Origin of the sequence: Vibrio fortis, assembly GCF_024347475.1 — a bacterium.
In the GTDB taxonomy this organism is placed as follows: Bacteria; Pseudomonadota; Gammaproteobacteria; order Enterobacterales; family Vibrionaceae; genus Vibrio; species Vibrio fortis.
In genome coordinates this window covers 2,814,417-2,838,021 of the sequence record NZ_AP025487.1, presented here as the reverse complement: position 1 = coordinate 2,838,021, position 23,605 = coordinate 2,814,417, and the positions used below count along the sequence as shown (strand labels likewise).

The window sequence follows — 23,605 nt, the reverse complement described above, 5'->3', positions numbered from 1 at the left end:
GGCAGACGCCACAAGGCTTCAGCGAAGAATGTTAGTTCGGCAACTAGCTTAAAGCGATATTGCGCTTCTACTTTTAGAAAGTAGAAATTAATTTTCAAAAAGTGTTTGACACTTAGAATTAAGTCGCTAGAATGGCCGCCACTTCCGAAGTGATGTAAGTCACAACGAAGAAAAGCTCTTTAACAATTTAAACCTATCAATCTGTGTGGGCACTCGTTGATGAATATCAAAACGTTGTTATTTCGGTAATGACAGTTACTTCGGTAACAAATTGATTTCAATGAACTGAGTGACCAATTCGAATCGTAAGATTCGGCACAGTCAATTCAACATTACTATGTAATGTAATCAGTATTCATTGAGTCGACAAAATCTTAAATTGAAGAGTTTGATCATGGCTCAGATTGAACGCTGGCGGCAGGCCTAACACATGCAAGTCGAGCGGAAACGAGTTATCTGAACCTTCGGGGAACGATAACGGCGTCGAGCGGCGGACGGGTGAGTAATGCCTAGGAAATTGCCTTGATGTGGGGGATAACCATTGGAAACGATGGCTAATACCGCATAATGCCTACGGGCCAAAGAGGGGGACCTTCGGGCCTCTCGCGTCAAGATATGCCTAGGTGGGATTAGCTAGTTGGTGAGGTAATGGCTCACCAAGGCGACGATCCCTAGCTGGTCTGAGAGGATGATCAGCCACACTGGAACTGAGACACGGTCCAGACTCCTACGGGAGGCAGCAGTGGGGAATATTGCACAATGGGCGCAAGCCTGATGCAGCCATGCCGCGTGTATGAAGAAGGCCTTCGGGTTGTAAAGTACTTTCAGCAGTGAGGAAGGGGGTGTCGTTAATAGCGGCATCTCTTGACGTTAGCTGCAGAAGAAGCACCGGCTAACTCCGTGCCAGCAGCCGCGGTAATACGGAGGGTGCGAGCGTTAATCGGAATTACTGGGCGTAAAGCGCATGCAGGTGGTTTGTTAAGTCAGATGTGAAAGCCCGGGGCTCAACCTCGGAACTGCATTTGAAACTGGCAAACTAGAGTACTGTAGAGGGGGGTAGAATTTCAGGTGTAGCGGTGAAATGCGTAGAGATCTGAAGGAATACCAGTGGCGAAGGCGGCCCCCTGGACAGATACTGACACTCAGATGCGAAAGCGTGGGGAGCAAACAGGATTAGATACCCTGGTAGTCCACGCCGTAAACGATGTCTACTTGGAGGTTGTGGCCTTGAGCCGTGGCTTTCGGAGCTAACGCGTTAAGTAGACCGCCTGGGGAGTACGGTCGCAAGATTAAAACTCAAATGAATTGACGGGGGCCCGCACAAGCGGTGGAGCATGTGGTTTAATTCGATGCAACGCGAAGAACCTTACCTACTCTTGACATCCAGAGAACTTAGCAGAGATGCTTTGGTGCCTTCGGGAACTCTGAGACAGGTGCTGCATGGCTGTCGTCAGCTCGTGTTGTGAAATGTTGGGTTAAGTCCCGCAACGAGCGCAACCCTTATCCTTGTTTGCCAGCGAGTAATGTCGGGAACTCCAGGGAGACTGCCGGTGATAAACCGGAGGAAGGTGGGGACGACGTCAAGTCATCATGGCCCTTACGAGTAGGGCTACACACGTGCTACAATGGCGCATACAGAGGGCGGCCAACTCGCGAGAGTGAGCGAATCCCAAAAAGTGCGTCGTAGTCCGGATTGGAGTCTGCAACTCGACTCCATGAAGTCGGAATCGCTAGTAATCGTAGATCAGAATGCTACGGTGAATACGTTCCCGGGCCTTGTACACACCGCCCGTCACACCATGGGAGTGGGCTGCAAAAGAAGTGGGTAGTTTAACCTTCGGGAGGACGCTCACCACTTTGTGGTTCATGACTGGGGTGAAGTCGTAACAAGGTAGCCCTAGGGGAACCTGGGGCTGGATCACCTCCTTATACGAAGATATTCACGATAAGTGTCCACACAGATTGATATGGTTTAGAAAGTTAAGAGATATCTTAGTGTCCCGTTCGTCTAGAGGCCTAGGACACCGCCCTTTCACGGCGGTAACAGGGGTTCGACTCCCCTACGGGATACCATCTTTAAGTGTTCTTCCTTAAGAATCTTTAAAAATGGTTACTTCATTAAGAAGTGATTAGCTCTTTAACAATTTGGAAAGCTGACTGATTTAAATAACAAAGTTATTTAAATCAAATTAAAAGTTCTCAATGTTTATCCTTTGGATAAACACAACACAAACACATTCAAGTGTCTTGTATTCGAATCAAACTTAGTTTGATTCACCATTGAGTCCGGCAAACACGTAATAAGAATTAACCCTTCTTATTACAACCAAAAACCTTGGTTAGTTGCCATACTAGTTTGTTTTCACTTTTCAAAAGTGAAAGTAAAACAGAGACCCTTTCGGGTTGTATGGTTAAGTGACTAAGCGTACACGGTGGATGCCTTGGCAGTCAGAGGCGATGAAGGACGTATTAACTTGCGATAAGCCCAGATTAGGTAGTAAAAACCTTTTGAGTCTGGGATTTCCGAATGGGGAAACCCACTTACATAAGTAAGTATCTTGTTGTGAATACATAGCAGCAAGAGGCAAACCGGGGGAACTGAAACATCTAAGTACCCCGAGGAAGAGAAATCAACCGAGATTCCGAAAGTAGCGGCGAGCGAAATTGGATTAGCCCTTAAGCTTTTAATGATGCAGGTGAAGAGTCTGGAAAGTCTCGCAATAAAGGGTGATAGCCCCGTAACCGACACATCATAATCAGTGAAATCGAGTAGGGCGGGACACGTGATATCCTGTCTGAATATGGGGGGACCATCCTCCAAGGCTAAATACTACTGACTGACCGATAGTGAACCAGTACCGTGAGGGAAAGGCGAAAAGAACCCCTGTGAGGGGAGTGAAATAGAACCTGAAACCGTGTACGTACAAGCAGTAGGAGCGGGCATTGTCCCGTGACTGCGTACCTTTTGTATAATGGGTCAGCGACTTATATTCAGTGGCAAGGTTAACCGTTTAGGGGAGCCGTAGGGAAACCGAGTCTTAACTGGGCGTTCAGTCTCTGGATATAGACCCGAAACCAGGTGATCTAGCCATGGGCAGGTTGAAGGTTGAGTAACATCAACTGGAGGACCGAACCGACTAATGTTGAAAAATTAGCGGATGACTTGTGGCTAGGGGTGAAAGGCCAATCAAACCTGGAGATAGCTGGTTCTCCCCGAAAGCTATTTAGGTAGCGCCTCGGACGAATACTACTGGGGGTAGAGCACTGTTAAGGCTAGGGGGTCATCCCGACTTACCAACCCTTTGCAAACTCCGAATACCAGTAAGTACTATCCGGGAGACACACGGCGGGTGCTAACGTCCGTCGTGGAGAGGGAAACAACCCAGACCGCCAGCTAAGGTCCCAAAGTATAGCTAAGTGGGAAACGATGTGGGAAGGCTCAGACAGCCAGGATGTTGGCTTAGAAGCAGCCATCATTTAAAGAAAGCGTAATAGCTCACTGGTCGAGTCGGCCTGCGCGGAAGATGTAACGGGGCTAAGCTATACACCGAAGCTGCGGCTGCACACTTTAGTGTGCGGGGTAGGGGAGCGTTCTGTAAGCCGTTGAAGGTGGTCTGTAAGGGCTGCTGGAGGTATCAGAAGTGCGAATGCTGACATGAGTAACGATAAAGGGAGTGAAAAACTCCCTCGCCGGAAGACCAAGGGTTCCTGTCCAACGTTAATCGGGGCAGGGTAAGTCGACCCCTAAGGCGAGGCCGAAAGGCGTAGTCGATGGGAAACGGGTTAATATTCCCGTACTTCTTACAATTGCGATGGGGGGACGGAGAAGGCTAGGTGGGCCTGGCGACGGTTGTCCAGGTTCAAGTACGTAGGCGGAAAGTTTAGGTAAATCCGGACTTTCTTAACGCTGAGATACGATGTCGAGCCACTACGGTGGTGAAGTCATTGATGCCATGCTTCCAGGAAAAGCCTCTAAGCTTCAGATTGTAAGGAATCGTACCCCAAACCGACACAGGTGGTCGGGTAGAGAATACCAAGGCGCTTGAGAGAACTCGGGTGAAGGAACTAGGCAAAATGGTACCGTAACTTCGGGAGAAGGTACGCTCTTATCGGTGAAGTCCCTCGCGGATGGAGCTGACGAGAGTCGCAGATACCAGGTGGCTGCAACTGTTTATTAAAAACACAGCACTGTGCAAAATCGTAAGATGACGTATACGGTGTGACGCCTGCCCGGTGCCGGAAGGTTAATTGATGGGGTTAGACTTCGGTCGAAGCTCTTGATCGAAGCCCCGGTAAACGGCGGCCGTAACTATAACGGTCCTAAGGTAGCGAAATTCCTTGTCGGGTAAGTTCCGACCTGCACGAATGGCGTAATGATGGCCACGCTGTCTCCACCCGAGACTCAGTGAAATTGAAATCGCTGTGAAGATGCAGTGTACCCGCGGCTAGACGGAAAGACCCCGTGAACCTTTACTACAGCTTGGCACTGAACATTGACCCTACATGTGTAGGATAGGTGGGAGACTTTGAAACCGCGTCGCTAGATGTGGTGGAGTCGTCCTTGAAATACCACCCTTGTAGTGTTGATGTTCTAACGTTGGTCCCTGAATCGGGATTACGGACAGTGCCTGGTGGGTAGTTTGACTGGGGCGGTCTCCTCCCAAAGAGTAACGGAGGAGCACGAAGGTGGGCTAATCACGGTTGGACATCGTGAGGTTAGTGCAATGGCATAAGCCCGCTTGACTGCGAGAATGACAATTCGAGCAGGTGCGAAAGCAGGTCATAGTGATCCGGTGGTTCTGAATGGAAGGGCCATCGCTCAACGGATAAAAGGTACTCCGGGGATAACAGGCTGATACCGCCCAAGAGTTCATATCGACGGCGGTGTTTGGCACCTCGATGTCGGCTCATCACATCCTGGGGCTGAAGTCGGTCCCAAGGGTATGGCTGTTCGCCATTTAAAGTGGTACGCGAGCTGGGTTTAGAACGTCGTGAGACAGTTCGGTCCCTATCTGCCGTGGGCGTTGGAAGATTGAAGGGGGCTGCTCCTAGTACGAGAGGACCGGAGTGGACGAACCTCTGGTGTTCGGGTTGTCATGCCAATGGCATTGCCCGGTAGCTAAGTTCGGAATCGATAACCGCTGAAAGCATCTAAGCGGGAAGCGAGCCCTGAGATGAGTCTTCCCTGGCACTTTAAGTGTCCTAAAGGGTTGTTCAAGACTAGAACGTTGATAGGCAGGGTGTGTAAGCGCTGTGAGGCGTTGAGCTAACCTGTACTAATTGCCCGTGAGGCTTAACCATACAACACCCAAGGGGTTTTGATGGACTCAAAACATTGTTTCCGCTTTAAAAAGCAGAGGCAAACAAGAGCACTTGAATGAGTTTAGAGAATAAACAGCTTTCCAAATTACTTTTCTGAAAGAAAATCAGAGAAGAAAGAATTTGCTTGGCGACCATAGCGTTGTGGACCCACCTGATTCCATGCCGAACTCAGAAGTGAAACGCAATAGCGTCGATGGTAGTGTGGGGCTTCCCCATGTGAGAGTAGAACATCGCCAGGCTCCAAATTTTGTGCTGGTATGGCTCAGTTGGTAGAGCGCACCCTTGGTAAGGGTGAGGTCCCCAGTTCAAATCTGGGTACTAGCACCATTTATTTCGTTGATTTGATTACTCAAATTAACCACAGAATTTGTTTGACGACCATAGCATTGTGGACCCACCTGATTCCATGCCGAACTCAGAAGTGAAACGCAATAGCGCCGATGGTATTGTGGGGCTTCCCCATGTGAGAGTAGGACATCGTCAGGCTCAAATTGCTTTAAGCTGAATAGACACTGCGGAGTGGTAGTTCAGTTGGTTAGAATACCGGCCTGTCACGCCGGGGGTCGCGGGTTCGAGTCCCGTCCACTCCGCCACTTATCAGAAAGCCTAGTCTTATGACTAGGCTTTCGTCGTTTCTAGTGGGTAGGTTTTTGGTCTTCGACCAATGAGTCCCGGTCGCCTGCGACCCCAGCCATTCCGCCACTTTTAAGGAAGCCCTGCTAGAAATAGCAGAGCTTTTTTACGTTTAAACGATTGTGTTCGCCCTTCGGTCAAAAGAGTCCCGCTGGAATGCCAGCTCAGCCACTCCACTACTTATTAGAAAGCCTAGTCTTACGACTAGGCTTTCGTCGTTTTGAAGAGTAGATATTTTGGTTTTCGACCAACGAGTCCCGGTCGCCTACGGCCCTAACATCGTCGCTACTTATTAAACTGTGAGAGGTGATAGCCTGTCTTGAATAGGAGTATTGTGGAGTACGCAGAAGCACTCCACATAGCAGACAGCCTTAAGCTTGCTTAGTTTTTCTGGATATTGTCGTTAAGTCTTGGTGATCCCAACACCAAAAATCCCTGGCAGTGCAATGAATTCCACCAACCCATTTCTCTGTGAGTATGTCTGGTTCTGAATGGTGAGCTACGGATAATGAGAGTGTGTACTTATACAAATCCTCAGGGTCAGATTGCGTGACCTCTATAAGCGGCTCAGGGCCTTCAGTTAATGGTTTAATGAGAGCCCAATACATAACATCACCCAAATAAACGAGTGGCTCCGAATCCATATAGCGCTTAAACAGTTTGTTGAACGTCATAGAATCTTGAGCTTCTTTCAAGATATTAAAGGTAATGCGCTCGACTAACCCTAATCCTAAATCTATGTGTGGTAATTCTTGTAAATGTCTGAATATCACGGCTCTGATATTAGGGAATAGATTTTGGTCTACGTTGTGATAACTGTCGACCAACTTTAAGGGACTCTCTGAACAGAAGGCTTTCCACAATTCTGTCGCTGAAACGATATGCTTGGTAGTCACGACTTTTCTACTGTTCCAGAGCGAACGCAGTGCTTCTGGAGGCAATTGACCTAAACCGATGAACCTTTCTCTACCTGGGAAGGTACTAACCTCGATAATCTCTACTCTGTTAATGTTTGGGTATGAAAGTAGATACAAAGATCTAATCAGCATCAGTTGATCGTAATTGTCGTGTTCGACCCATAAAACAATACGTTGATAGTCATTGTCTAAGAGCTTATTCGTCGCTTGCTTGGCTTCAGACTTTACTTGATCAAGTGACTTCTCTACCTCTTTCATCTCTGACAGAAGTCGATCAGATACATATTCTGCTCTGATCACTGAAAGCGTCTTTTCATCCAAACATAGAGGGCCGATGCATAGTGGTTCTATGTATGGGAGGAAGTCTCCACTGAATCCTGCTTGCTCTAATGTTTGCTGTATATCGTGACCACAACGAACATGTAGGGTTTTCAAGTCATTGTCTAGAGCAGGTAGAGGGGCGCCATCTGCGCTTTTATTCCTGTCTAAGCTATCAATATGCGATAAAAGCTTACTCCAGCTGCTGACGCCCAGCTCTCGCGCTAACGATAAGTGTACGTCCGCCAGCTTAATGCTATCAGCAGAAAGGTGAGGGTTAGGATGTAGAGCGAGTAGCCAACGTAAGTCTTCGACAGAGCCCAATCTGATTCGTTTTAGTCGAGATTTAGCGTGTTTTTTTAGATATGTCAGATTGAGAGAAAAAGCATTCATATATTCACCGTCTCGTAACTTCTGTACTCGCTGATCAGAAGAGAAGGTAAATCAAATTGTAGTTTCCCTAGAAGGGAGCTGATTGATGACCTTGAGTTTGACTCTTTCCGCGAGTAGGAAGCGCAGGTAACGCTTAGCTCAATATATATTAAGGTGTTAGATAACGAAAGTAACAGTCTGAAGTTATGGGATATTTGTACGCTAGAGATCGCAGTGGCTAGGGATGTGAAGTAGAGGCCAGAAGTAAGTCGAATCTTAAAACCAAAAACACCAGGTCTTTCGTCGGGGACGCCTAGTTTTGGCTTCTTGATTTGACTCCCCCCTGCGGGATTCGACGTGGCCGGCTAGGGCGGTCCGACGATTCGGCTGAGACAATTACTTGGAACAAGTAAGTCAAAGCTAAAAACGAAAAAAGCCAAGTCTTTCGACTTGGCTTCTTGATTTGGCTCCCCCTGCGGGACTCGAACCTGCGACATACGGATTAACAGTCCGCCGTTCTACCAACTGAACTAAGGGGGAATTATTTAAGAAGATAAATCTTCTCAATAATATAAATGGTGCCGACTACCGGAATCGAACTGGTGACCTACTGATTACAAGTCAGTTGCTCTACCTACTGAGCTAAGTCGGCACACTAAATGTGGCTCCCCCTGCGGGACTCGAACCTGCGACATACGGATTAACAGTCCGCCGTTCTACCAACTGAACTAAGGGGGAATTATTCTTAAAGCTTGAAAGAAATGGTGCCGACTACCGGAATCGAACTGGTGACCTACTGATTACAAGTCAGTTGCTCTACCTACTGAGCTAAGTCGGCACTGATAATTTCTTCGTGCTTTACTGCTGTTGTCTACTAGACACCAACAAATAAATTGTGGTGCCCGGAGGCGGAATCGAACCACCGACACGAGGATTTTCAATCCTCTGCTCTACCGACTGAGCTATCCGGGCGACGAGGTGTATTAAACGTGTTTTCCGGTTCTGGGTCAACATTAAATTGCAAAAAAAGTATCGTTTGGTGTTTTTCTATACTTAGTGGGGTGTTTTTATTCATTTTGTATGAAAAACCTAGGCCAGGCATGCGCTAAAAAAGATGGAAAGAGAGTTTAAGTCGCAAGAAAAGTGGCTAAATAAAAAAAAGCACGTATGAAAACGTGCTTTTTTCGTCAGATAAATAAATGGCGAATTAGTGTTTTACTTCAAAACGGTTAACCCAAGCTTCAAGTTCATTGGAAAGTGAAGCGAGAGTTTGAGTGCTGTTATGACTTTCTGTCACGACGCCACTTAATTGATTGCCACTCTCTTCAATCATGTTGATACGTTTAGAGATATCGTCACTCACCTGAGTCTGCTCGGCTGCGGCTGTTGCTATTTGATGACTCATCGAAGAGATGGACTCCAATGCGATCACAATCTGTTGTAGTGCTTCTGATGCGTTCTGAGACTCTGTTACAGTGCTTTGACTTGTTTCAGCACACACTTCCATCGTTTGGATGGCGTTGCGAGAGCCTTCTTGAAGGTTGTTAATCATCAATTGGATCTCTTTAGTGCTGTCTTGTGTTCGACCTGCTAGGTTACGTACCTCATCAGCGACTACAGCAAACCCTCGACCTTGTTCACCCGCGCGAGCAGCTTCAATTGCAGCATTTAGAGCCAGCAGGTTCGTTTGTTCTGCGATGTCACCAATCACGTCCAGTACCTTAACAATGTTGTTTACATCGTTATCTAGGTTAGCAACAGCTTCGCTAGCCGTATTAAGCTGACCAGCAAGCCCCTGGATGTTGTCTACGGTGTTGTGAATCAGGCGCTGAGTGTGTTGACTCTGCTTATCGGCTTCGTCGGTGTTACGCGCGGTATCGCCTGCTGAATCAGCAACATTGTTTGCAGAAGAGGCCATTTCAGTCATTGCTGTCGCGATCATTTCCGTAGATTGCTGCTGAGTTTCCGTAAGTTGTGCAATTGAGCCAGCGCGATCTTCTACGCGTTGTAATTCGCCGCGTAGCGCCAACATAGATGCATTCAAGTTTGAAACCAGCTCAGCCAATGACTGACTCATCTGCTGTACTGCGTGGTAGATACTACCGTCTTCAGGTTTGGTATCGAATGATGTCTGGATCTTACCTTGTGCTACGGCTTGGACGGCTTCTCTCACATCTTTAGGCTCTCCACCTAATAATGCGAGCATGCGCTTGATTGAGAAGACTAGGCTCGAAAGGATGCCTCCTGCAATAACTAAACAGAGAAACAGTTGCCATTGAGCAGTCGACCAAAAACGTGCGTTAACTTCGTTAAAACCAATGCCCGTACCCACAACCCAGCCCCAATGTGGCGTTTTCTCTGCGATAGACAGTTTCTCTTCAATGGTTCCATCTGGCAGTTTTTGGGTCCAGGTGTATTCAACAATTTGTCCAGTACGATTACCTAATACCCTTTGGATAAGCTGACCGACACTGTTTCCATTCCCGTCTTTAAAATCATTAAAGCTGGTTCCATGAAGTTGCGGATCAAGCGGGGTTGCCACAAAGGTCATGTTCTCATCGGCAACGTAGACATATTCGTTGTCTTTGTAAATGTTGTTACGCAGTAGGCGTGTTGCGAGTCGTTTCGCTTGCTCTTCTTCTAGGGTGCCATCAATCGCCATTTTCTCGACTTCTGTGAGAATGCTGTAGGCGCTCTTAAAAAGCTCAGTTACACGAGCTTTGTTGTCCATGTTGCTGGCGACTCTTAAGGTCCATAAGCCAGTTGCCGTTAGTGCCAATAGGGCGACCAAGATAATTGCAGATAGTATGTAAGCTTGCGTTTTTAATTTCATGTTTCCTCACACAGCAGCGAAAATAATATAGCTGTTTCATCGGATAGTAATCTAAGTGGTGTAGGGCAGATATCGGAAATGAGTGAAAGTATGATAGAGATTAAATTTACGGTGCAAAAAAAGTAACAGATCTGTATTCGGTTTGAACAAATTAAAAGGTTCGTTCAATCTTTGGTTAGTGTTGTACGCATAAATTTCTTGAATGAAACTTGTCTAATGGTGGTTTTATAAAGCGGTGTTGTCTGTGAAAGGTGTTGTTCGTTTTAAAACGTCTGAACTGTTTAGGAGGCACTTAGCTTGTTAAGGGAAAGCGGGATTAAGTTAATTCAATGAAAGAGAAAGATCCAAGCCTTTCGCTGGGGCGGTCCGACGTTTCGGATGAGACGTTGCTTTGGCACAAAGCAGGAGTATTAGATACGAAAAAGCCTCATCGTGTGATGAGGCTTTTTCTAAAATGGCTCCCCCTGCGGAACTCAACGCGGGCGGCTAGTACGGTCCGACGTTTCGGCTGAGACATTACTTGGAACAAGTAAGTCGCATTTTAAAACGAAAAAAGCCAAGTCTTTCGACTTGGCTTCTTGAATGTGGCTCCCCCTGCGGGACTCGAACCTGCGACATACGGATTAACAGTCCGCCGTTCTACCAACTGAACTAAGGGGGAATTATTTGTGTCAACAACAGGTCTTAAAGAACACTATTTGTTAAGCACCAAATAATGGTGCCTCGAGGCGGAATCGAACCACCGACACGAGGATTTTCAATCCTCTGCTCTACCGACTGAGCTATCGAGGCAAAAGAATGGTGCCGACTACCGGAATCGAACTGGTGACCTACTGATTACAAGTCAGTTGCTCTACCTACTGAGCTAAGTCGGCACACTATATCTTTTACTGAAGAAGTTACTCTTCATTTTATATGAAATGATATCAATCACTTCAATTGTAAATGGCTCCCCCTGCGGGACTCGAACCTGCGACATACGGATTAACAGTCCGCCGTTCTACCAACTGAACTAAGGGGGAATTATTTGTGTCAACATCAGGTCTTAAAGACCATTATTTGTTAAGCACCAAATAATGGTGCCTCGAGGCGGAATCGAACCACCGACACGAGGATTTTCAATCCTCTGCTCTACCGACTGAGCTATCGAGGCAAAAGAATGGTGCCGACTACCGGAATCGAACTGGTGACCTACTGATTACAAGTCAGTTGCTCTACCTACTGAGCTAAGTCGGCACACTAATATTCTTTGTGCTTTTGTCCGTGCTAATGCTTCCTGTTAAAAAGCGCTGACACCAACAAATCAAATTGTGGTGCCCGGAGGCGGAATCGAACCACCGACACGAGGATTTTCAATCCTCTGCTCTACCGACTGAGCTATCCGGGCAACGGAGCGCTATTAAACGGATTTTCTGCATAACCGTCAACACCTTTTTTCAAAATAATTAAAAAAAACGTTCGTTAGTTGTTTTTTTATTCAAAAGTGAGGGTTAGGTTTTGCCTTGGTTAAAGTCTTTTTTGAATTTTGTTACTTTTTCTAAGTATCTACGCGATTCTTTATTGGGGTGCTTTTTGGTGAGCGCCCAGTAAACTTGATTGGGTTGCAAGGAATTAAGGTCATTCATTGCGCGTTTTCTGTCGCGACTAAAGGTATTTAACACACCGCCAGTGCCTCCGTTGTACGCAGAAATCATGCTGTACTCTAGTGAGGTCGGGTGCTGAACGTCTTTTAGATAGCGGTTTTTAAGGATATAGAAATACGCGGTACCTGCATCAATGTTGTTTTCTGGGTTAAATAAGTATTCAGGGCTAGGCTCTCCGGACTTATTTTTTACTAGCTTAAAGACATCACGCCCTGCTGTTTTAGGCACGACTTGCATCAAACCATAAGCGTTAGCCCAACTTACGGCATAAGGGTTAAAGCTACTTTCTGTTTTGATGATGGCGTAGATAAGATCTTCTGGGATGTCATAGCGCTTAGAGGCGCGTTGAACGATGTCTGCGTATTTATAGCTTCGCTTACTTGCGTGATCGGCCACCATCGGGATCTCAACGTAGTAGGCTTTTTTGAAGTCGACGTTCTTCGTTTTTAGGTTGTTTGCTATTAAGTAATCAGCAAATCGATTGGCACGCCAAGTCCATTGAATAGGCTTCTTGTCTTGATCGACAACTTGATTGTAGAGGAACGGCTGACCCTCCAACTTGATACTCTTAGACGAGAATAGATCGACACTCGCTGGATCATCGGGTGTCAACAAGGTTGTCATGATCGCATCTTTTAGGTGTTTTTTCGGCTCCGTTGATGAAACCGTTTCGACAGTAATCAGACCTTTTGAGAAGTTTACTTCTGAACGACTTAGGTAATTATCTATGTATTTCACATAGTTACTTTTACCTGCGATCTTTACTTCATTGCTGCCCCAACGTTTTTGGATGTTACCCGAGAAGCTATTGATCAGGGCATCGAGTGCGCCTGTATCTTTCTCGAATTGACCCGGTAGCTCGGCAAGGTTGCCTGCAAAACGGTTGGTCGGTTCATAATTGACGTCATAAATGCTCTCAATGAACTCTCGGCTACAACCGGTAAGTAGCATAGCCGCTAGGAAGTAACTCAGCTTTTTCATAGGTCCTCATACAAAAATGACATCACAGCGCGAACCATGATGTCATTAAACTTGGTGTAAATAAATGTCTTATTCGCTTGGTGGCGTGTAACCATCAATCACGACATCTTTACCTTCGAAAAGGAAGTTAACCATTTCTGTCTCAAGCAGTTTTCTATGCTCAGGATCCATCATGTTTAGTTTCTTTTCATTGATAAGCATGGTCTGCTTGCTTTGCCATAGTGCCCATGCTTCTTTAGAAATATTATCGAAAATACGCTTACCTAAGTCACCTGGGTAAAGTTGAAAATCTAAGCCTTCAGCATCTTTCTGTAGGCGAGCACAAAATACAGTGCGGCTCATAATGGTTCCTCTTGTCGTATTCGTCTGTTTAAACGTGATCGTTTAATTCAAAGGTTAGGCTTTCTAATAGCTGTTTTACAGGGGCAGCTAAGCCTATCTCTTCAGGTTTTGATAAGTTATACCAGAGACCCTTTGTCCCTTCCATTATCAAATCTGGTTGTTTGTCTAATTTTACCAAGACAGGGGTGATATCTAAGTGGTAATGGCTAAAGGTGTGCCTAAACGCAATCAGAGTTTCTTGGTCCTGAATAGAAGCTGGTCCAATCGAGCGGATGTCGAGTTGGTGGTCAATCTCCTGATTTTCATGTTGAGGGAAGCAGAAAAGTCCTCCCCAGATGCCTGATTGCGGTCGCTGTTCCAACCAAACCTGATTGTTGTGATAAAGAATCACAAACCAAGTCTCTTTTACAGGCTTCTCTTTCTTGGGCTTCTTGCCGGGAAAGTCGAGCTGACGGTCGAGTTTATTTGCCTCACACATCGATTCGATTGGACATAACGTGCACTTCGGTTTGCTTCGAGTGCACACCATAGCGCCCATATCCATCATCGCTTGGTTGTACTTATCGACATCTTGTTTGGGAGTATTTGACTCGGCATGTTCCCAAAGCTGATTTTCGACCTTTTTCTGTCCCGGCCAACCTTCGACGGCAAAGCTTCTGGCTAATGTTCGTTTTACGTTGCCATCTAAAATCGCATGAGGCTGCTTATAGACCGATGACAGTACGGCGGCGGCGGTCGAACGGCCAATACCGGGCAGGGCGTTCATCTCTTCAATGTTGGTTGGAAACTCTCCACCGTACTCAGTTGCCACAATTTTTGCTGCTTTGTGTAGGTTACGAGCTCTTGCGTAGTAACCAAGGCCAGTCCAAAGGTGCAGCACCTCGTCTTGCTCTGCATTAGCAAGATCGATGACGGTTGGAAAACGCTCCAAAAAACGTTGGTAATATGGGATCACGGTAGCGACTTGTGTCTGCTGAAGCATGATCTCAGAGAGCCAAACAGAGTAGGCAGTTTTGTTTTGTTGCCAAGGTAGTTCTTTACGCCCATAGGCGTCATACCACTTTAATATGGCGGATGCGAAAGGAGTCACGACTTGCTCATTGCTTTGCTATTATTAGAAACGAAATTGCACCACACTTGTGGTTGGATGTAAAACAGACAAATTGTGTGGGAATTTATCAACAGAAAGACTTGCACCGACGGCAATTCTTTGGATAATCCCCGCTTTGATTAATCAATGTGCAGGCAAAAATCAATGAGTGAAGTGACCACTAACGAATATACTGAAGACGGCAAACTGGTTCGTAAGATCCGCAGCTTTGTTCGCCGCGAAGGCCGCTTAACCAAAGGCCAAGAGAACGCGATGAACGAGTGTTGGCCAACTATGGGTATCGACTACAACCCAGAACTTCTAGATTGGAAAGAAGTTTTCGGTAACGATAACCCTGTAGTACTAGAGATCGGCTTTGGTATGGGTGCATCACTGGTTGAAATGGCGAAGAACGCGCCAGAGAAAAACTTCTTAGGTATCGAAGTTCACAGCCCTGGTGTAGGTGCGTGTCTTGGTACTGCGCGCGACGCTGGCGTAACTAACCTACGCGTGATGTGTCACGATGCGGTTGAAGTATTTGAGCACATGATCCCAGATAGCAGCCTTCATACGCTACAGCTATTCTTCCCAGACCCATGGCACAAAGCGCGTCACCACAAGCGTCGTATTGTTAAAGCTGAATTTGCAGAGATGGTTCGTGCGAAGCTACACCTTGAAACGGGTATCTTCCATATGGCGACTGACTGGGAAAACTACGCAGAGCATATGATCGAAGTGATGAACGCAGCACCAGGCTTCGAAAACATGGCAGAAGAGGGTGATTTTATTCCTCGTCCAGATGAGCGTCCACTAACTAAGTTTGAAGCTCGTGGCCACCGTTTAGGTCACGGTGTTTGGGATATTAAGTACAAGCGTACTAAGTAATTCAAAGCAGAGTGAATGAGCTCAGTCGCTGAGCTATTGTCCCTACACTTTGTAGTATTGATTAAAGCCAACATTGTTGTAATGTTGGCTTTTTTGTCCTTAGCTGATGAATAAATGGTGTGACACGCCAGCCCTACAAGAATAACAATACAGAAGTACACAAGCATGAAACCGACACAAGCTATTCTGGCGGAGATTCTAGAAGAAGTTCGCCCTTTAATTGGCCAAGGGAAAGTGGCTGATTACATTCCGGCTCTGGCCAAAGTCTCGAATCAAAAGCTTGCTATTGCCGTTTACACCAATGAAGGTGAAGTGATTCAAGCGGGAGACGCGGAAGAAGCGTTTTCTATTCAATCTATCTCTAAAGCACTGAGCTTGACCTTAGCCATGGTGCTTTATAAGCCAGAAGAAATTTGGCAGCGTGTAGGCAAAGAACCATCGGGGCAAGCGTTCAACTCAATGATTCAGCTTGAGATGGAGCAAGGCATTCCGCGTAACCCGTTTATTAATGCGGGAGCCATTGTGGTTTCTGACTTATTGCACAGTCGCCTCTCTGCACCAAGACAACGCTTATTAGAATTTGTACGTCAGCTTTCTGGTGATACGCATATTGTCTACGACAAGGTCGTTGCGGCTTCAGAAATGATGCACAGTGATCGAAATGCGGCGATTGCTTACTTGATGAGAGCGTTTGGTAACTTCGACAATGAAGTGATTCCGGTATTGAACAACTACTTCCATGCTTGTGCGCTGAAAATGACCTGCGTTGACTTGGCGAAGACCTTTAGCTATCTGGCGAACAAAGGTACCTCTGTGCAGACTCAAAAGCAGGTGATTACGCCAACCCAAACAAAACAGTTAAATGCGTTACTGGCGACTTGTGGCCTCTACGATGGGGCAGGGGAATTTGCATATCGCGTTGGCATGCCGGGTAAATCTGGAGTAGGCGGAGGTATTATCGCTATTGTACCGGGTGAGATGACGATTGCGGTGTGGTCTCCAGAGCTTGATCCCTCTGGTAACTCATTGGCTGGTACTAAAGCTCTCGAGCTGCTTTCAGAGCGTATTGGTCGCTCGATTTTTTAGAAGAAAGATGCGAGATGCGAGTACGGACTTCGTCCTATAGAGCACTTCGCTTCGAGAAGGTTCTTACAATAAAAAGGGTTGACCCTAAAGCCAACCCTTCCATCATTTTTCTCGAATCTCGAATCTCGAATCTCGAATCTCGAATCTCGAATCTCGAATCTCGAATCTCGAATCTCGAATCTCGAATCTCGAATCTCGAATTACTCGTCTTCTTCCGCCATAAACGCTTCCAACAAATCGTTTAGGAATAACTTTCCTTTTTCGGTGATCTGCCAGTGCGTCTCTGTCTCTTGCAGATAGCCTAAGCCTACAGCCCAATCTATGGTCTCTTGAACGGCTTCAAAACCCAAACCAGTGGTATCTAAGAAGTCTTGTTTCGGACATGCTTCCATTAAGCGGAAACGGTTCATAAAGAATTCGAATGGTCTATCTTCATTAGCAACCTCAAACTCATCCGAAAGATAAGGCTTCGCGAGGTTCTGGTACGCTGCAAGATAGCCTCTAGGATGTTTAACCTTAGTGGTACGTACGATTCTTCCATCGTTAAAGCTCAGCTTACCGTGAGAGCCACAACCAATGCCGAGGTAGTCACCAAAGCGCCAGTAGTTGAGGTTGTGCTGACACTGGAATCCGGGCTTACTGTAGCCTGAGATCTCGTATTGCACATAACCGGCTTCCGCAAGCTTCTTATGCCCCAGTTCAAAGATATCCCAAAGGTCATCATCGTCTGGCAGCGTAGGTGGCTTGTAGTAGAACATGGTGTTTGGTTCTATGGTCAGCTGATACCAAGATAGATGCGGCGGATCGAGTTCAATCGCCTTATCAAGATCCGCTAGCGCCTGTTCAATGCTTTGATCCGGTAAACCATGCATAAGATCGAGATTAAAGCTGTTTAGACCGATCTTATGTGCAAGGTGCGCAGCGTTGACTGCTTCATCTTGGCCATGAATACGCCCTAGTCGTTCTAACTTTTCTTGCTCAAAGCTTTGAACGCCGACGGAAATGCGCGTGACGCCAGCCTCTCGGTAACCCGCAAAGCGTTCAGCTTCGATAGTGCCAGGGTTTGCCTCCATGGTGATCTCAATATCAGCTTTAAAAGGGATGCGTTGTTCAACCCCTTTAAGTATTCTTTCGATACCTTGAGGTGAGAATAAGCTAGGTGTTCCACCACCAATGAAAATTGAGTGCAGAGGTCTCGGTGACTGATTGAGGTGATACCTTTCAATATCAGTATCAAGATCCTCAAGCAGAGCATCGATATACTCGTTCTCCGGTATATCGGCTTTAAGAGCGTGCGAGTTAAAGTCGCAATATGGGCACTTCTGTACACACCATGGGATGTGTACATACAGACTAAGTGCTGGTGGAATCAATGTGGTTTGACTCATTACTGAGCTTGCTCTTTCAGCGTTTTGAATAGAGTAGCCAACGCTTTACCACGGTGAGAGAGCTGTTTTTTGCGTGTTGGTTCAAGTTCCGCTGATGCGCAGTTATCTTCAGGTACGAAGAAGATTGGGTCGTAACCGAAACCATTATCACCATGCGCTTCCGTTAGGATGCGACCTTCCCACTTACCATGACAAACGATAGGCGTTGGATCGTTCTCATGACGCATCAATACCAATACGCAGTGGAAACGAGCTGTACGTTCGGCTTCTGGCACACCTTCCATCGCCTTTAGAAGCTTCTCTAGGTTTTCTTGGTCTGATGCGTCTTCACCAGCGTAGCGTGCCGAGTAGATGCCCGGCGCACCTTTTAGGTAATCAACTTCTAGACCTGAGTCATCCGCAATGGCTGCAAGCCCTGTTTCTTTGGCGGCATGACGCGCTTTGATGATCGCATTTTCGATGAAAGTAGTTCCGGTTTCTGCAACTTCAGACACGTTGAATTCGCTTTGTGCGAGAACTTCAAAGCCGAAGTCAGACAGAAGATCTGCCATCTCGCGAACTTTGCCTTGATTGCCTGTAGCTAGAACGATCTTATTCATTGGGGTAACTCTAAATTGAAATAGTGGAAGTGAAGAGATTACTCTTCAACATAAAACTTTTGGGTAAAACGAAGCGGACCTGCGCCTTTGAGGCCAGAGTTTACATCGATATCAAACGTGATGTTCTCTTCGTGTGTGATTGGAAACTCTGCGAGATAGTAAATCGCATCGCCTTCTTTGATCTCACGAAACTCTAGAGTTCGAGTATTGCCGACTAAGTTTCTTGCCGTTCCAGAGATTTTAGCAGTCGTAGCGGGTTTGCCTAGTGCAGAGGTATCTAGAATGCTGATGTTTAGGATAGCTGAGTAGCCATTTCGTTTTAACTGGTACTGTTTAGCAACCTGAGCGGTTAGGAATGTTGAGTTGAATGCAGAGTAATGCACCTCAACATCTTTGATGTTTTTGAACTGGCCTGCCCACGTTGGCAGAGCAATCAAGCTTGTAAGTAGTGCTGTAATCCATAAACGCATAGTGACTCCAATAAATAGCAAAAAGCCATCACAAGATGGCTTTAATTTCGTTTGGTATTTGGCTAGGAGAACATATTCGAACTTGTTTATGTCTTCCTAGCTCGCCCTTTTCGATCTTAACCAGCCCTTTCGCGACTTTAAATTGCTTCGACAGATACTTGGCTAAATGGGCATTGGCTTTGCCATCAACAGGCGGTGCTGTGATGGCGATTTTTAACTCTTCACCGTGCAAGCCGATGATTTTGTCTCGACTTGCCTTGGGTTGGATGTAGAGCCGCAGAAGAATGTCGTCTTCCTCTCTCCAGACGGCTACTGACATTATAGTTGGAACCAGATAGGGCCAACTAGGTCACCCATCAAGAAGTTAGCAAACTGCAGCACAATAAACAGAACCAGTACACTTAGGTCGAAACCGCCCATGTCAGGAAGAATTCGGCGGATTGGGATTAGCATAGGCTCTGTTAGTTGATGAAACACATATTCAATTGGGCTACGGCCTTGGCTAACCCAGCTCAGGATTGCGCGAATCAGTAGTACCCAGAACAGCAAACCACCCGCCGCTTTCAGCAATGACAGCGCCCCAAATATTAGGAAGCTGATATCAAATACGGCCGCACCACCTGAGATGATCAGATTCAGCGCTACAAACTTAAGTACACAAAGTGCGTAGGCAAATAACACCGTCGCCATATCGATGCTACCGATAGACGGAATGACACGACGCAGCGGCGCAACAACTGGCTGAGTGGCTTTTACGATGAATTGTGAGAATGGGTTGTAGAAATCGGCGCGTGATGCTTGTAACCAAATACGTAAGATCACCACCATGATATAGAGATCAAAAACGGTCGAGATCAAGAAGCTCATCGAGTTCATATAGGTTCCTTTTTCGGAGTAATTCATAGCGATCCAGTGATCGCTATGCTGTTCTTAAAATAGTTTTTCCATCTCTTCAGCTCTTGCAACCGCAGCTTGCATCGCTTTGGCCACAATCTCTGATAGGTGATTTTCATTAAAGGTGCGCAAAGCTTCTGCTGTCGTTCCACCTTTAGATGTGACTTGTTCACGCAATGTAGAAAGCTCAGTGTCTGGGTTTGCTACCACCATCTCTGCTGCACCGAGTGCGGATTGCTGAACTAATTGGCGTGCAGTTTCAGGTGCAAAGCCTTGCTTGGTGGCTTCTGCTTGCATCGCTTCCATAAATAGGAAGAAGTAAGCTGGAGCACTACCCGCGGCAGCAATGATATTGTTAATTCCAGACTCTTGCTCAACCCAAGTGACTTTGCCGACTGCCTGCATAAGCTGCGCAGCAAAGGTTTTATCGTCTTCAGTGGCTTTAGCATTGGCAAACAAACCGCTCATGCCTTTACCGACGAGCGATGGCGTGTTTGGCATTACTCGAACAAGGCTTAACGAAGAGTCTAGCATTTCATCAAATCGAGCTGCGTTGATGCCCGCCGCAATGGAGATAACAAGCTTGTTGCTAAAATCGACCTGCTGCAGTGGCTTACACGCTTCTTCCATCATTTGTGGCTTTACAGAGAGTACCACTACGTCAGCCTGCGTGGCTGCGTCGATATTGTTACTGGTTGTATTGATACCGTAATCTTTTTCCAGTGGCACTCTGCGCGTTTCTGATGGTGCTGTTGCGGTAATCTTATCGGCTGGGTAACCACTCGCGACTAAACCAGCCACGATAGAACGTACCATGTTGCCTGCGCCGATAAAGGCGATGTTCTTATGTTCCATATATGCAATCCTGAGCTTCATCACCAGTTGAACGCTGATGAGATAAAACGATTAATTCTATTTTGCGTAGTTACGTGCACCAAATATTGCTGTACCGATACGTACCATGGTGCTTCCTGCTTCAACTGCTGCTTCCATATCTCCACTCATTCCCATGGAGAGCGTATCAATGTTGTCATACTTTGAGCTCAGTTTCTGCTGCAAGCTTGATAGCTGGTTAAATGCAGCAAGCTGTGACTCATAATCTGACACGTTAGCAGGAATTGACATCAACCCTCTTAAAGTGAGGTTTGGAAGTGATGAAATCAACTCTGCGAGTGCAAAAACTGATTCTTCATCGGTGCCTGATTTTGAATCTTCACCACTGGTATTAACCTGAATCAGTACTTGTAGTGGTTCTAGATTAGCAGGACGTTGATCGTTTAAGCGTTGGGCAATCTTATCGCGCTCAATGGAGTGCACCCACTGGAAGTTTTCTGCAATTGGTCGCGTTTTATTAGATTGAATTGGTCCAATAAAATGCCACTCTAAATTAAGGTTAGAATGTTGTTCTGAAAAGTGTTTTACTTTATCGACACCTTCTTGAACGTAGTTTTCACCAAAGGCAACCTGTCCACCGAGTGCCGCTTCAAGGATCGCGTCATTCGGTTTTGTTTTACTAACGGCTAAAAGTTGCACCGACTCTGGAGTTCGGCCACATTTTTTCTCTGCAGTTCGAATCTGCGAGGTGATTTGCTCGATATTTTGTTGAATACTACTCATAGCTGACTTTACTTAAGGGAAAATAAATGGATATCACTGAGTTACTGGATTTTAGTGTAAAGCATAACGCGTCAGATCTACATCTTTCTGCGGGTGTATCTCCAATGGTACGTATAGATGGTGAAGTTAGGAAGCTTGGAATACCGGCTTTGAGTCATGCTGATGTTCATCGTTTGGTTTTTGAGATCATGAACGATTCACAGCGCAGTGAGTTCGAAGAGAAGCTAGAAGTCGATTTTTCATTTGAGCTACCGAATGTTGGTCGCTTTCGTGTGAATGCGTTTAACCAATCGCGCGGTTGTTCTGCGGTATTTCGAACCATCCCTGTTGAAATCCCAACACTGGAGCAGTTAGGCGCTCCTGATATCTTTGAAAAGATCGCTAATTTTGAGAAAGGCTTGGTGTTAGTTACAGGTCCAACGGGGTCGGGTAAGTCAACGACACTGGCGGCGATGGTTGATTATGTAAACCGTAACTACAACAAACACATCCTTACCATTGAAGACCCTATCGAATTTGTTCACACCAACAACAAGTGTCTTGTGAACCAGCGTGAAGTTCATCGTGATACTCACAGCTTTAAAGCGGCTCTTCGAAGCGCCCTACGTGAAGACCCAGATGTTATCTTGGTCGGCGAGCTGCGTGACCAAGAGACCATCAGCTTAGCGTTGACCGCAGCCGAAACTGGTCACCTAGTTTTTGGCACGCTGCATACGAGCTCTGCGGCTAAAACCATTGACCGTATTATTGATGTCTTCCCTGGCAGCGATAAGGACATGGTGCGCTCTATGCTTTCTGAATCTTTACGCTCGGTGATTGCTCAGAAGTTATTGAAGCGAGTAGGCGGTGGGCGTGTCGCTTGTCATGAAATCATGATGGCAACGCCAGCAATCCGTAACTTGATTCGTGAGGACAAAGTCGCTCAGATGTACTCGATCATTCAAACAGGTGCTGCACACGGCATGCAGACCATGGAGCAAAACGCGAAACAGTTGATTGCTCAGGGAGTGGTTGACTCAGAAGAGGTCCAAAAGAAAATTGAAATCGAAACAGCGCTGTTTTAGTCAAGGGTATCGAACATGGAATTAAATCAGATCCTCGAAGGCATGCTGTCACAAAAAGCGTCCGATCTTTATATTACGGTTGATGCACCTGTGCTGTTTCGTGTCGATGGTGAGTTGCGCCCGCAAGGTGAAGTGCTCAACGCGATTCAAGTGTCACAGCTTCTTGATGCAATGATGGATCAAGAACGACGTGACGAGTACCGTCAAACGCGCGAGGCAAACTTTGCTATTGTTCGAGACAGTGGTCGCTTTCGTGTCAGTGCTTTCTTTCAAAGAGAGCTACCAGGAGCCGTGATTCGTCGCATTGAAACGAATATTCCAACCTTTGAGCAATTAAAGCTCCCTGATGTTCTGCAAGATCTCTCCATCGCTAAACGCGGTCTTGTGCTGGTGGTTGGTGCAACAGGCTCTGGTAAGTCGACGTCTATGGCAGCAATGACAGGCTACCGTAATAGCAATCGCTCTGGTCATATCCTCACGGTAGAAGACCCAATTGAGTTTGTGCATGAGCATAAGAAGTGCATTGTCACCCAGCGTGAGGTGGGCTTAGATACTGAAAGCTATGAGGTGGCACTGAAGAACTCGTTACGTCAAGCGCCAGATATGATCTTGATTGGTGAAATTCGAAGCCGTGAAACCATGGAATACGCGATGACCTTTGCTGAAACGGGTCATCTTTGTATGGCCACATTGCACGCCAACAATGCTAACCAAGCGTTAGAACGTATTCTTCACTTGGTCCCTAAAGAGCAAAAAGAGCAGTTCTTGTTCGACCTGTCGATGAACCTACGGGGTGTCGTCGCTCAGCAGTTAATTCGTGATAAAAATGGCAGTGGTCGTCATGGTGTGTTTGAGATCTTACTCAACAGCCCACGTGTATCTGATCTGATTCGTCGTGGTGATTTGCATGAGCTCAAAGCAACGATGGCCAAATCAAAAGAGATCGGCATGCAGACTTTTGACCAAGCTTTATATGACTTAGTCGTAGCAGGGAAAATCAGTGAAGAGGATGCATTCCACAGTGCTGATTCTGCAAACGACCTACGCTTGATGCTGAAAACTCAGCGTGGTGACGATGACTACGGCAGCGGATCCTTGGCTGGTGTTAAGATTGATATGGGATAAATAACAAAAGCCCTGAACGAGTCCAG

General features: G+C 46.4%; 16 protein-coding genes, 15 tRNA genes and 4 rRNA genes. 11 read left to right on the top strand and 24 right to left on the bottom strand.

From position 1 onward, the window contains the following. The first annotated feature begins 376 nt into the window (after window positions 1-376). From OCV50_RS12475 to OCV50_RS12445, 7 genes are all read left to right on the top strand, one after another. A 16S ribosomal RNA gene (locus OCV50_RS12475) occupies window positions 377-1,929 on the top strand. 68 nt (window positions 1,930-1,997) lie between these two features. Next, window positions 1,998-2,073: transfer RNA gene (locus OCV50_RS12470), tRNA-Glu, on the top strand. A gap of 336 nt (window positions 2,074-2,409) precedes the next feature. Further along, window positions 2,410-5,301: ribosomal RNA gene (locus OCV50_RS12465) — 23S ribosomal RNA — on the top strand. A 144-nt stretch (window positions 5,302-5,445) separates the two neighbouring features. Continuing rightward, a 5S ribosomal RNA gene (rrf, locus tag OCV50_RS12460) occupies window positions 5,446-5,561 on the top strand. 12 nt (window positions 5,562-5,573) lie between these two features. Then, a tRNA-Thr gene (locus tag OCV50_RS12455) sits at window positions 5,574-5,649 on the top strand. A gap of 43 nt (window positions 5,650-5,692) precedes the next feature. Next, window positions 5,693-5,808 (top strand): 5S ribosomal RNA (gene rrf, locus OCV50_RS12450). The 16S, 23S and 5S rRNA genes sit together here with 3 tRNA genes alongside, the layout of an rRNA operon. Before the next feature lie 30 nt (window positions 5,809-5,838). Next, window positions 5,839-5,915 (top strand) — tRNA-Asp (locus OCV50_RS12445). 411 nt (window positions 5,916-6,326) lie between these two features. Here OCV50_RS12445 and OCV50_RS12440 read toward each other — a convergent pair. The 17 genes from OCV50_RS12440 to mutY all read right to left on the bottom strand — a co-directional run bounded on the left by OCV50_RS12440 (window position 6,327) and on the right by mutY (window position 14,451). After that, window positions 6,327-7,583, bottom strand: coding sequence for a DUF1835 domain-containing protein (locus OCV50_RS12440; RefSeq protein ID WP_261903182.1), 1,257 nt, complete (start codon window positions 7,581-7,583; stop codon window positions 6,327-6,329). Between the two features lie 443 nt (window positions 7,584-8,026). After that, a tRNA-Asn gene (locus tag OCV50_RS12435) sits at window positions 8,027-8,102 on the bottom strand. A gap of 36 nt (window positions 8,103-8,138) precedes the next feature. Further along, window positions 8,139-8,214: transfer RNA gene (locus OCV50_RS12430), tRNA-Thr, on the bottom strand. Window positions 8,215-8,224: 10 nt separating this feature from the next. Then, a tRNA-Asn gene (locus OCV50_RS12425) sits at window positions 8,225-8,300 on the bottom strand. A gap of 24 nt (window positions 8,301-8,324) precedes the next feature. Beyond that, window positions 8,325-8,400: transfer RNA gene (locus OCV50_RS12420), tRNA-Thr, on the bottom strand. 58 nt (window positions 8,401-8,458) lie between these two features. Continuing rightward, window positions 8,459-8,534, bottom strand: a tRNA-Phe gene (locus OCV50_RS12415). A 235-nt stretch (window positions 8,535-8,769) separates the two neighbouring features. Continuing rightward, window positions 8,770-10,395 (bottom strand): methyl-accepting chemotaxis protein, encoded by a 1,626-nt coding sequence (locus OCV50_RS12410; RefSeq protein WP_261903181.1) that lies wholly within the window; start codon window positions 10,393-10,395, stop codon window positions 8,770-8,772. Between the two features lie 585 nt (window positions 10,396-10,980). After that, window positions 10,981-11,056: transfer RNA gene (locus OCV50_RS12405), tRNA-Asn, on the bottom strand. Window positions 11,057-11,111: 55 nt separating this feature from the next. Beyond that, a tRNA-Phe gene (locus tag OCV50_RS12400) sits at window positions 11,112-11,187 on the bottom strand. Window positions 11,188-11,194: 7 nt separating this feature from the next. Further along, a tRNA-Thr gene (locus tag OCV50_RS12395) sits at window positions 11,195-11,270 on the bottom strand. A 71-nt stretch (window positions 11,271-11,341) separates the two neighbouring features. Then, window positions 11,342-11,417, bottom strand: a tRNA-Asn gene (locus tag OCV50_RS12390). 55 nt (window positions 11,418-11,472) lie between these two features. Beyond that, window positions 11,473-11,548, bottom strand: a tRNA-Phe gene (locus tag OCV50_RS12385). 7 nt (window positions 11,549-11,555) lie between these two features. Beyond that, a tRNA-Thr gene (locus tag OCV50_RS12380) sits at window positions 11,556-11,631 on the bottom strand. A 75-nt stretch (window positions 11,632-11,706) separates the two neighbouring features. Next, window positions 11,707-11,782, bottom strand: a tRNA-Phe gene (locus tag OCV50_RS12375). A gap of 103 nt (window positions 11,783-11,885) precedes the next feature. Continuing rightward, complete coding sequence (gene mltC / locus OCV50_RS12370) at window positions 11,886-13,019, bottom strand: membrane-bound lytic murein transglycosylase MltC (RefSeq protein WP_239841285.1); 1,134 nt, start codon at window positions 13,017-13,019, stop codon at window positions 11,886-11,888. A 69-nt stretch (window positions 13,020-13,088) separates the two neighbouring features. Further along, window positions 13,089-13,361 (bottom strand): oxidative damage protection protein, encoded by a 273-nt coding sequence (locus tag OCV50_RS12365; RefSeq protein WP_032549860.1) that lies wholly within the window; start codon window positions 13,359-13,361, stop codon window positions 13,089-13,091. Between the two features lie 28 nt (window positions 13,362-13,389). Further along, window positions 13,390-14,451, bottom strand: a complete 1,062-nt coding sequence (mutY, locus tag OCV50_RS12360; protein ID WP_261903180.1) for an A/G-specific adenine glycosylase — start codon at window positions 14,449-14,451, stop codon at window positions 13,390-13,392. A gap of 165 nt (window positions 14,452-14,616) precedes the next feature. Here mutY and trmB point away from each other — a divergent pair, with 165 nt between their 5' ends. Together trmB and glsB are read left to right on the top strand one after the other, a co-directional pair. Beyond that, the gene (gene trmB, locus OCV50_RS12355; RefSeq protein WP_261903179.1) at window positions 14,617-15,336 is read left to right on the top strand and encodes a tRNA (guanosine(46)-N7)-methyltransferase TrmB; all 720 of its coding nucleotides are present in this window, start codon (window positions 14,617-14,619) and stop codon (window positions 15,334-15,336) included. Window positions 15,337-15,501: 165 nt separating this feature from the next. Further along, the gene (gene glsB, locus OCV50_RS12350) at window positions 15,502-16,422 is read left to right on the top strand and encodes a glutaminase B (RefSeq protein ID WP_150869313.1); all 921 of its coding nucleotides are present in this window, start codon (window positions 15,502-15,504) and stop codon (window positions 16,420-16,422) included. A gap of 200 nt (window positions 16,423-16,622) precedes the next feature. On the opposite strand, the gene hemW is transcribed toward glsB, so the two are convergent. The 7 genes from hemW to OCV50_RS12315 are packed head-to-tail and all read right to left on the bottom strand — an operon-like array spanning window position 16,623 to window position 21,390. Then, the gene (hemW, locus tag OCV50_RS12345; RefSeq protein WP_261903178.1) at window positions 16,623-17,810 is read right to left on the bottom strand and encodes a radical SAM family heme chaperone HemW; all 1,188 of its coding nucleotides are present in this window, start codon (window positions 17,808-17,810) and stop codon (window positions 16,623-16,625) included. Continuing rightward, window positions 17,810-18,409: an XTP/dITP diphosphatase gene (locus tag OCV50_RS12340; protein WP_239841281.1), complete on the bottom strand. Its 600-nt coding sequence runs from the start codon at window positions 18,407-18,409 to the stop codon at window positions 17,810-17,812. Before OCV50_RS12340 ends, hemW begins: the two co-directional genes overlap by 1 nt. A 38-nt stretch (window positions 18,410-18,447) precedes the next feature. Next, window positions 18,448-18,879 (bottom strand): DUF4426 domain-containing protein, encoded by a 432-nt coding sequence (locus OCV50_RS12335; protein ID WP_032549854.1) that lies wholly within the window; start codon window positions 18,877-18,879, stop codon window positions 18,448-18,450. Window positions 18,880-18,907: 28 nt separating this feature from the next. Then, window positions 18,908-19,198, bottom strand: coding sequence for a DUF167 family protein YggU (gene yggU / locus OCV50_RS12330; protein ID WP_239841280.1), 291 nt, complete (start codon window positions 19,196-19,198; stop codon window positions 18,908-18,910). Continuing rightward, on the bottom strand, window positions 19,198-19,755 hold the full coding sequence (locus tag OCV50_RS12325; protein ID WP_239841279.1) for a YggT family protein: 558 nt from the start codon (window positions 19,753-19,755) through the stop codon (window positions 19,198-19,200). The genes yggU and OCV50_RS12325 overlap by 1 nt, the downstream gene beginning before the upstream one ends. Before the next feature lie 54 nt (window positions 19,756-19,809). After that, the gene (gene proC / locus OCV50_RS12320; RefSeq protein WP_261903177.1) at window positions 19,810-20,628 is read right to left on the bottom strand and encodes a pyrroline-5-carboxylate reductase; all 819 of its coding nucleotides are present in this window, start codon (window positions 20,626-20,628) and stop codon (window positions 19,810-19,812) included. A 57-nt stretch (window positions 20,629-20,685) separates the two neighbouring features. Then, window positions 20,686-21,390, bottom strand: a complete 705-nt coding sequence (locus OCV50_RS12315; protein WP_239841277.1) for a YggS family pyridoxal phosphate-dependent enzyme — start codon at window positions 21,388-21,390, stop codon at window positions 20,686-20,688. Between the two features lie 26 nt (window positions 21,391-21,416). On the opposite strand from OCV50_RS12315, the gene OCV50_RS12310 reads away from it, so the two are divergent. Further along, window positions 21,417-22,454: a type IV pilus twitching motility protein PilT gene (locus OCV50_RS12310; protein WP_239841276.1), complete on the top strand. Its 1,038-nt coding sequence runs from the start codon at window positions 21,417-21,419 to the stop codon at window positions 22,452-22,454. Between the two features lie 15 nt (window positions 22,455-22,469). Beyond that, a complete protein-coding gene (locus OCV50_RS12305) occupies window positions 22,470-23,579 on the top strand; it encodes a PilT/PilU family type 4a pilus ATPase (protein WP_261903176.1) in 1,110 nt (369 codons plus the stop codon). The last annotated feature ends 26 nt before the right edge of the window (window positions 23,580-23,605 follow it).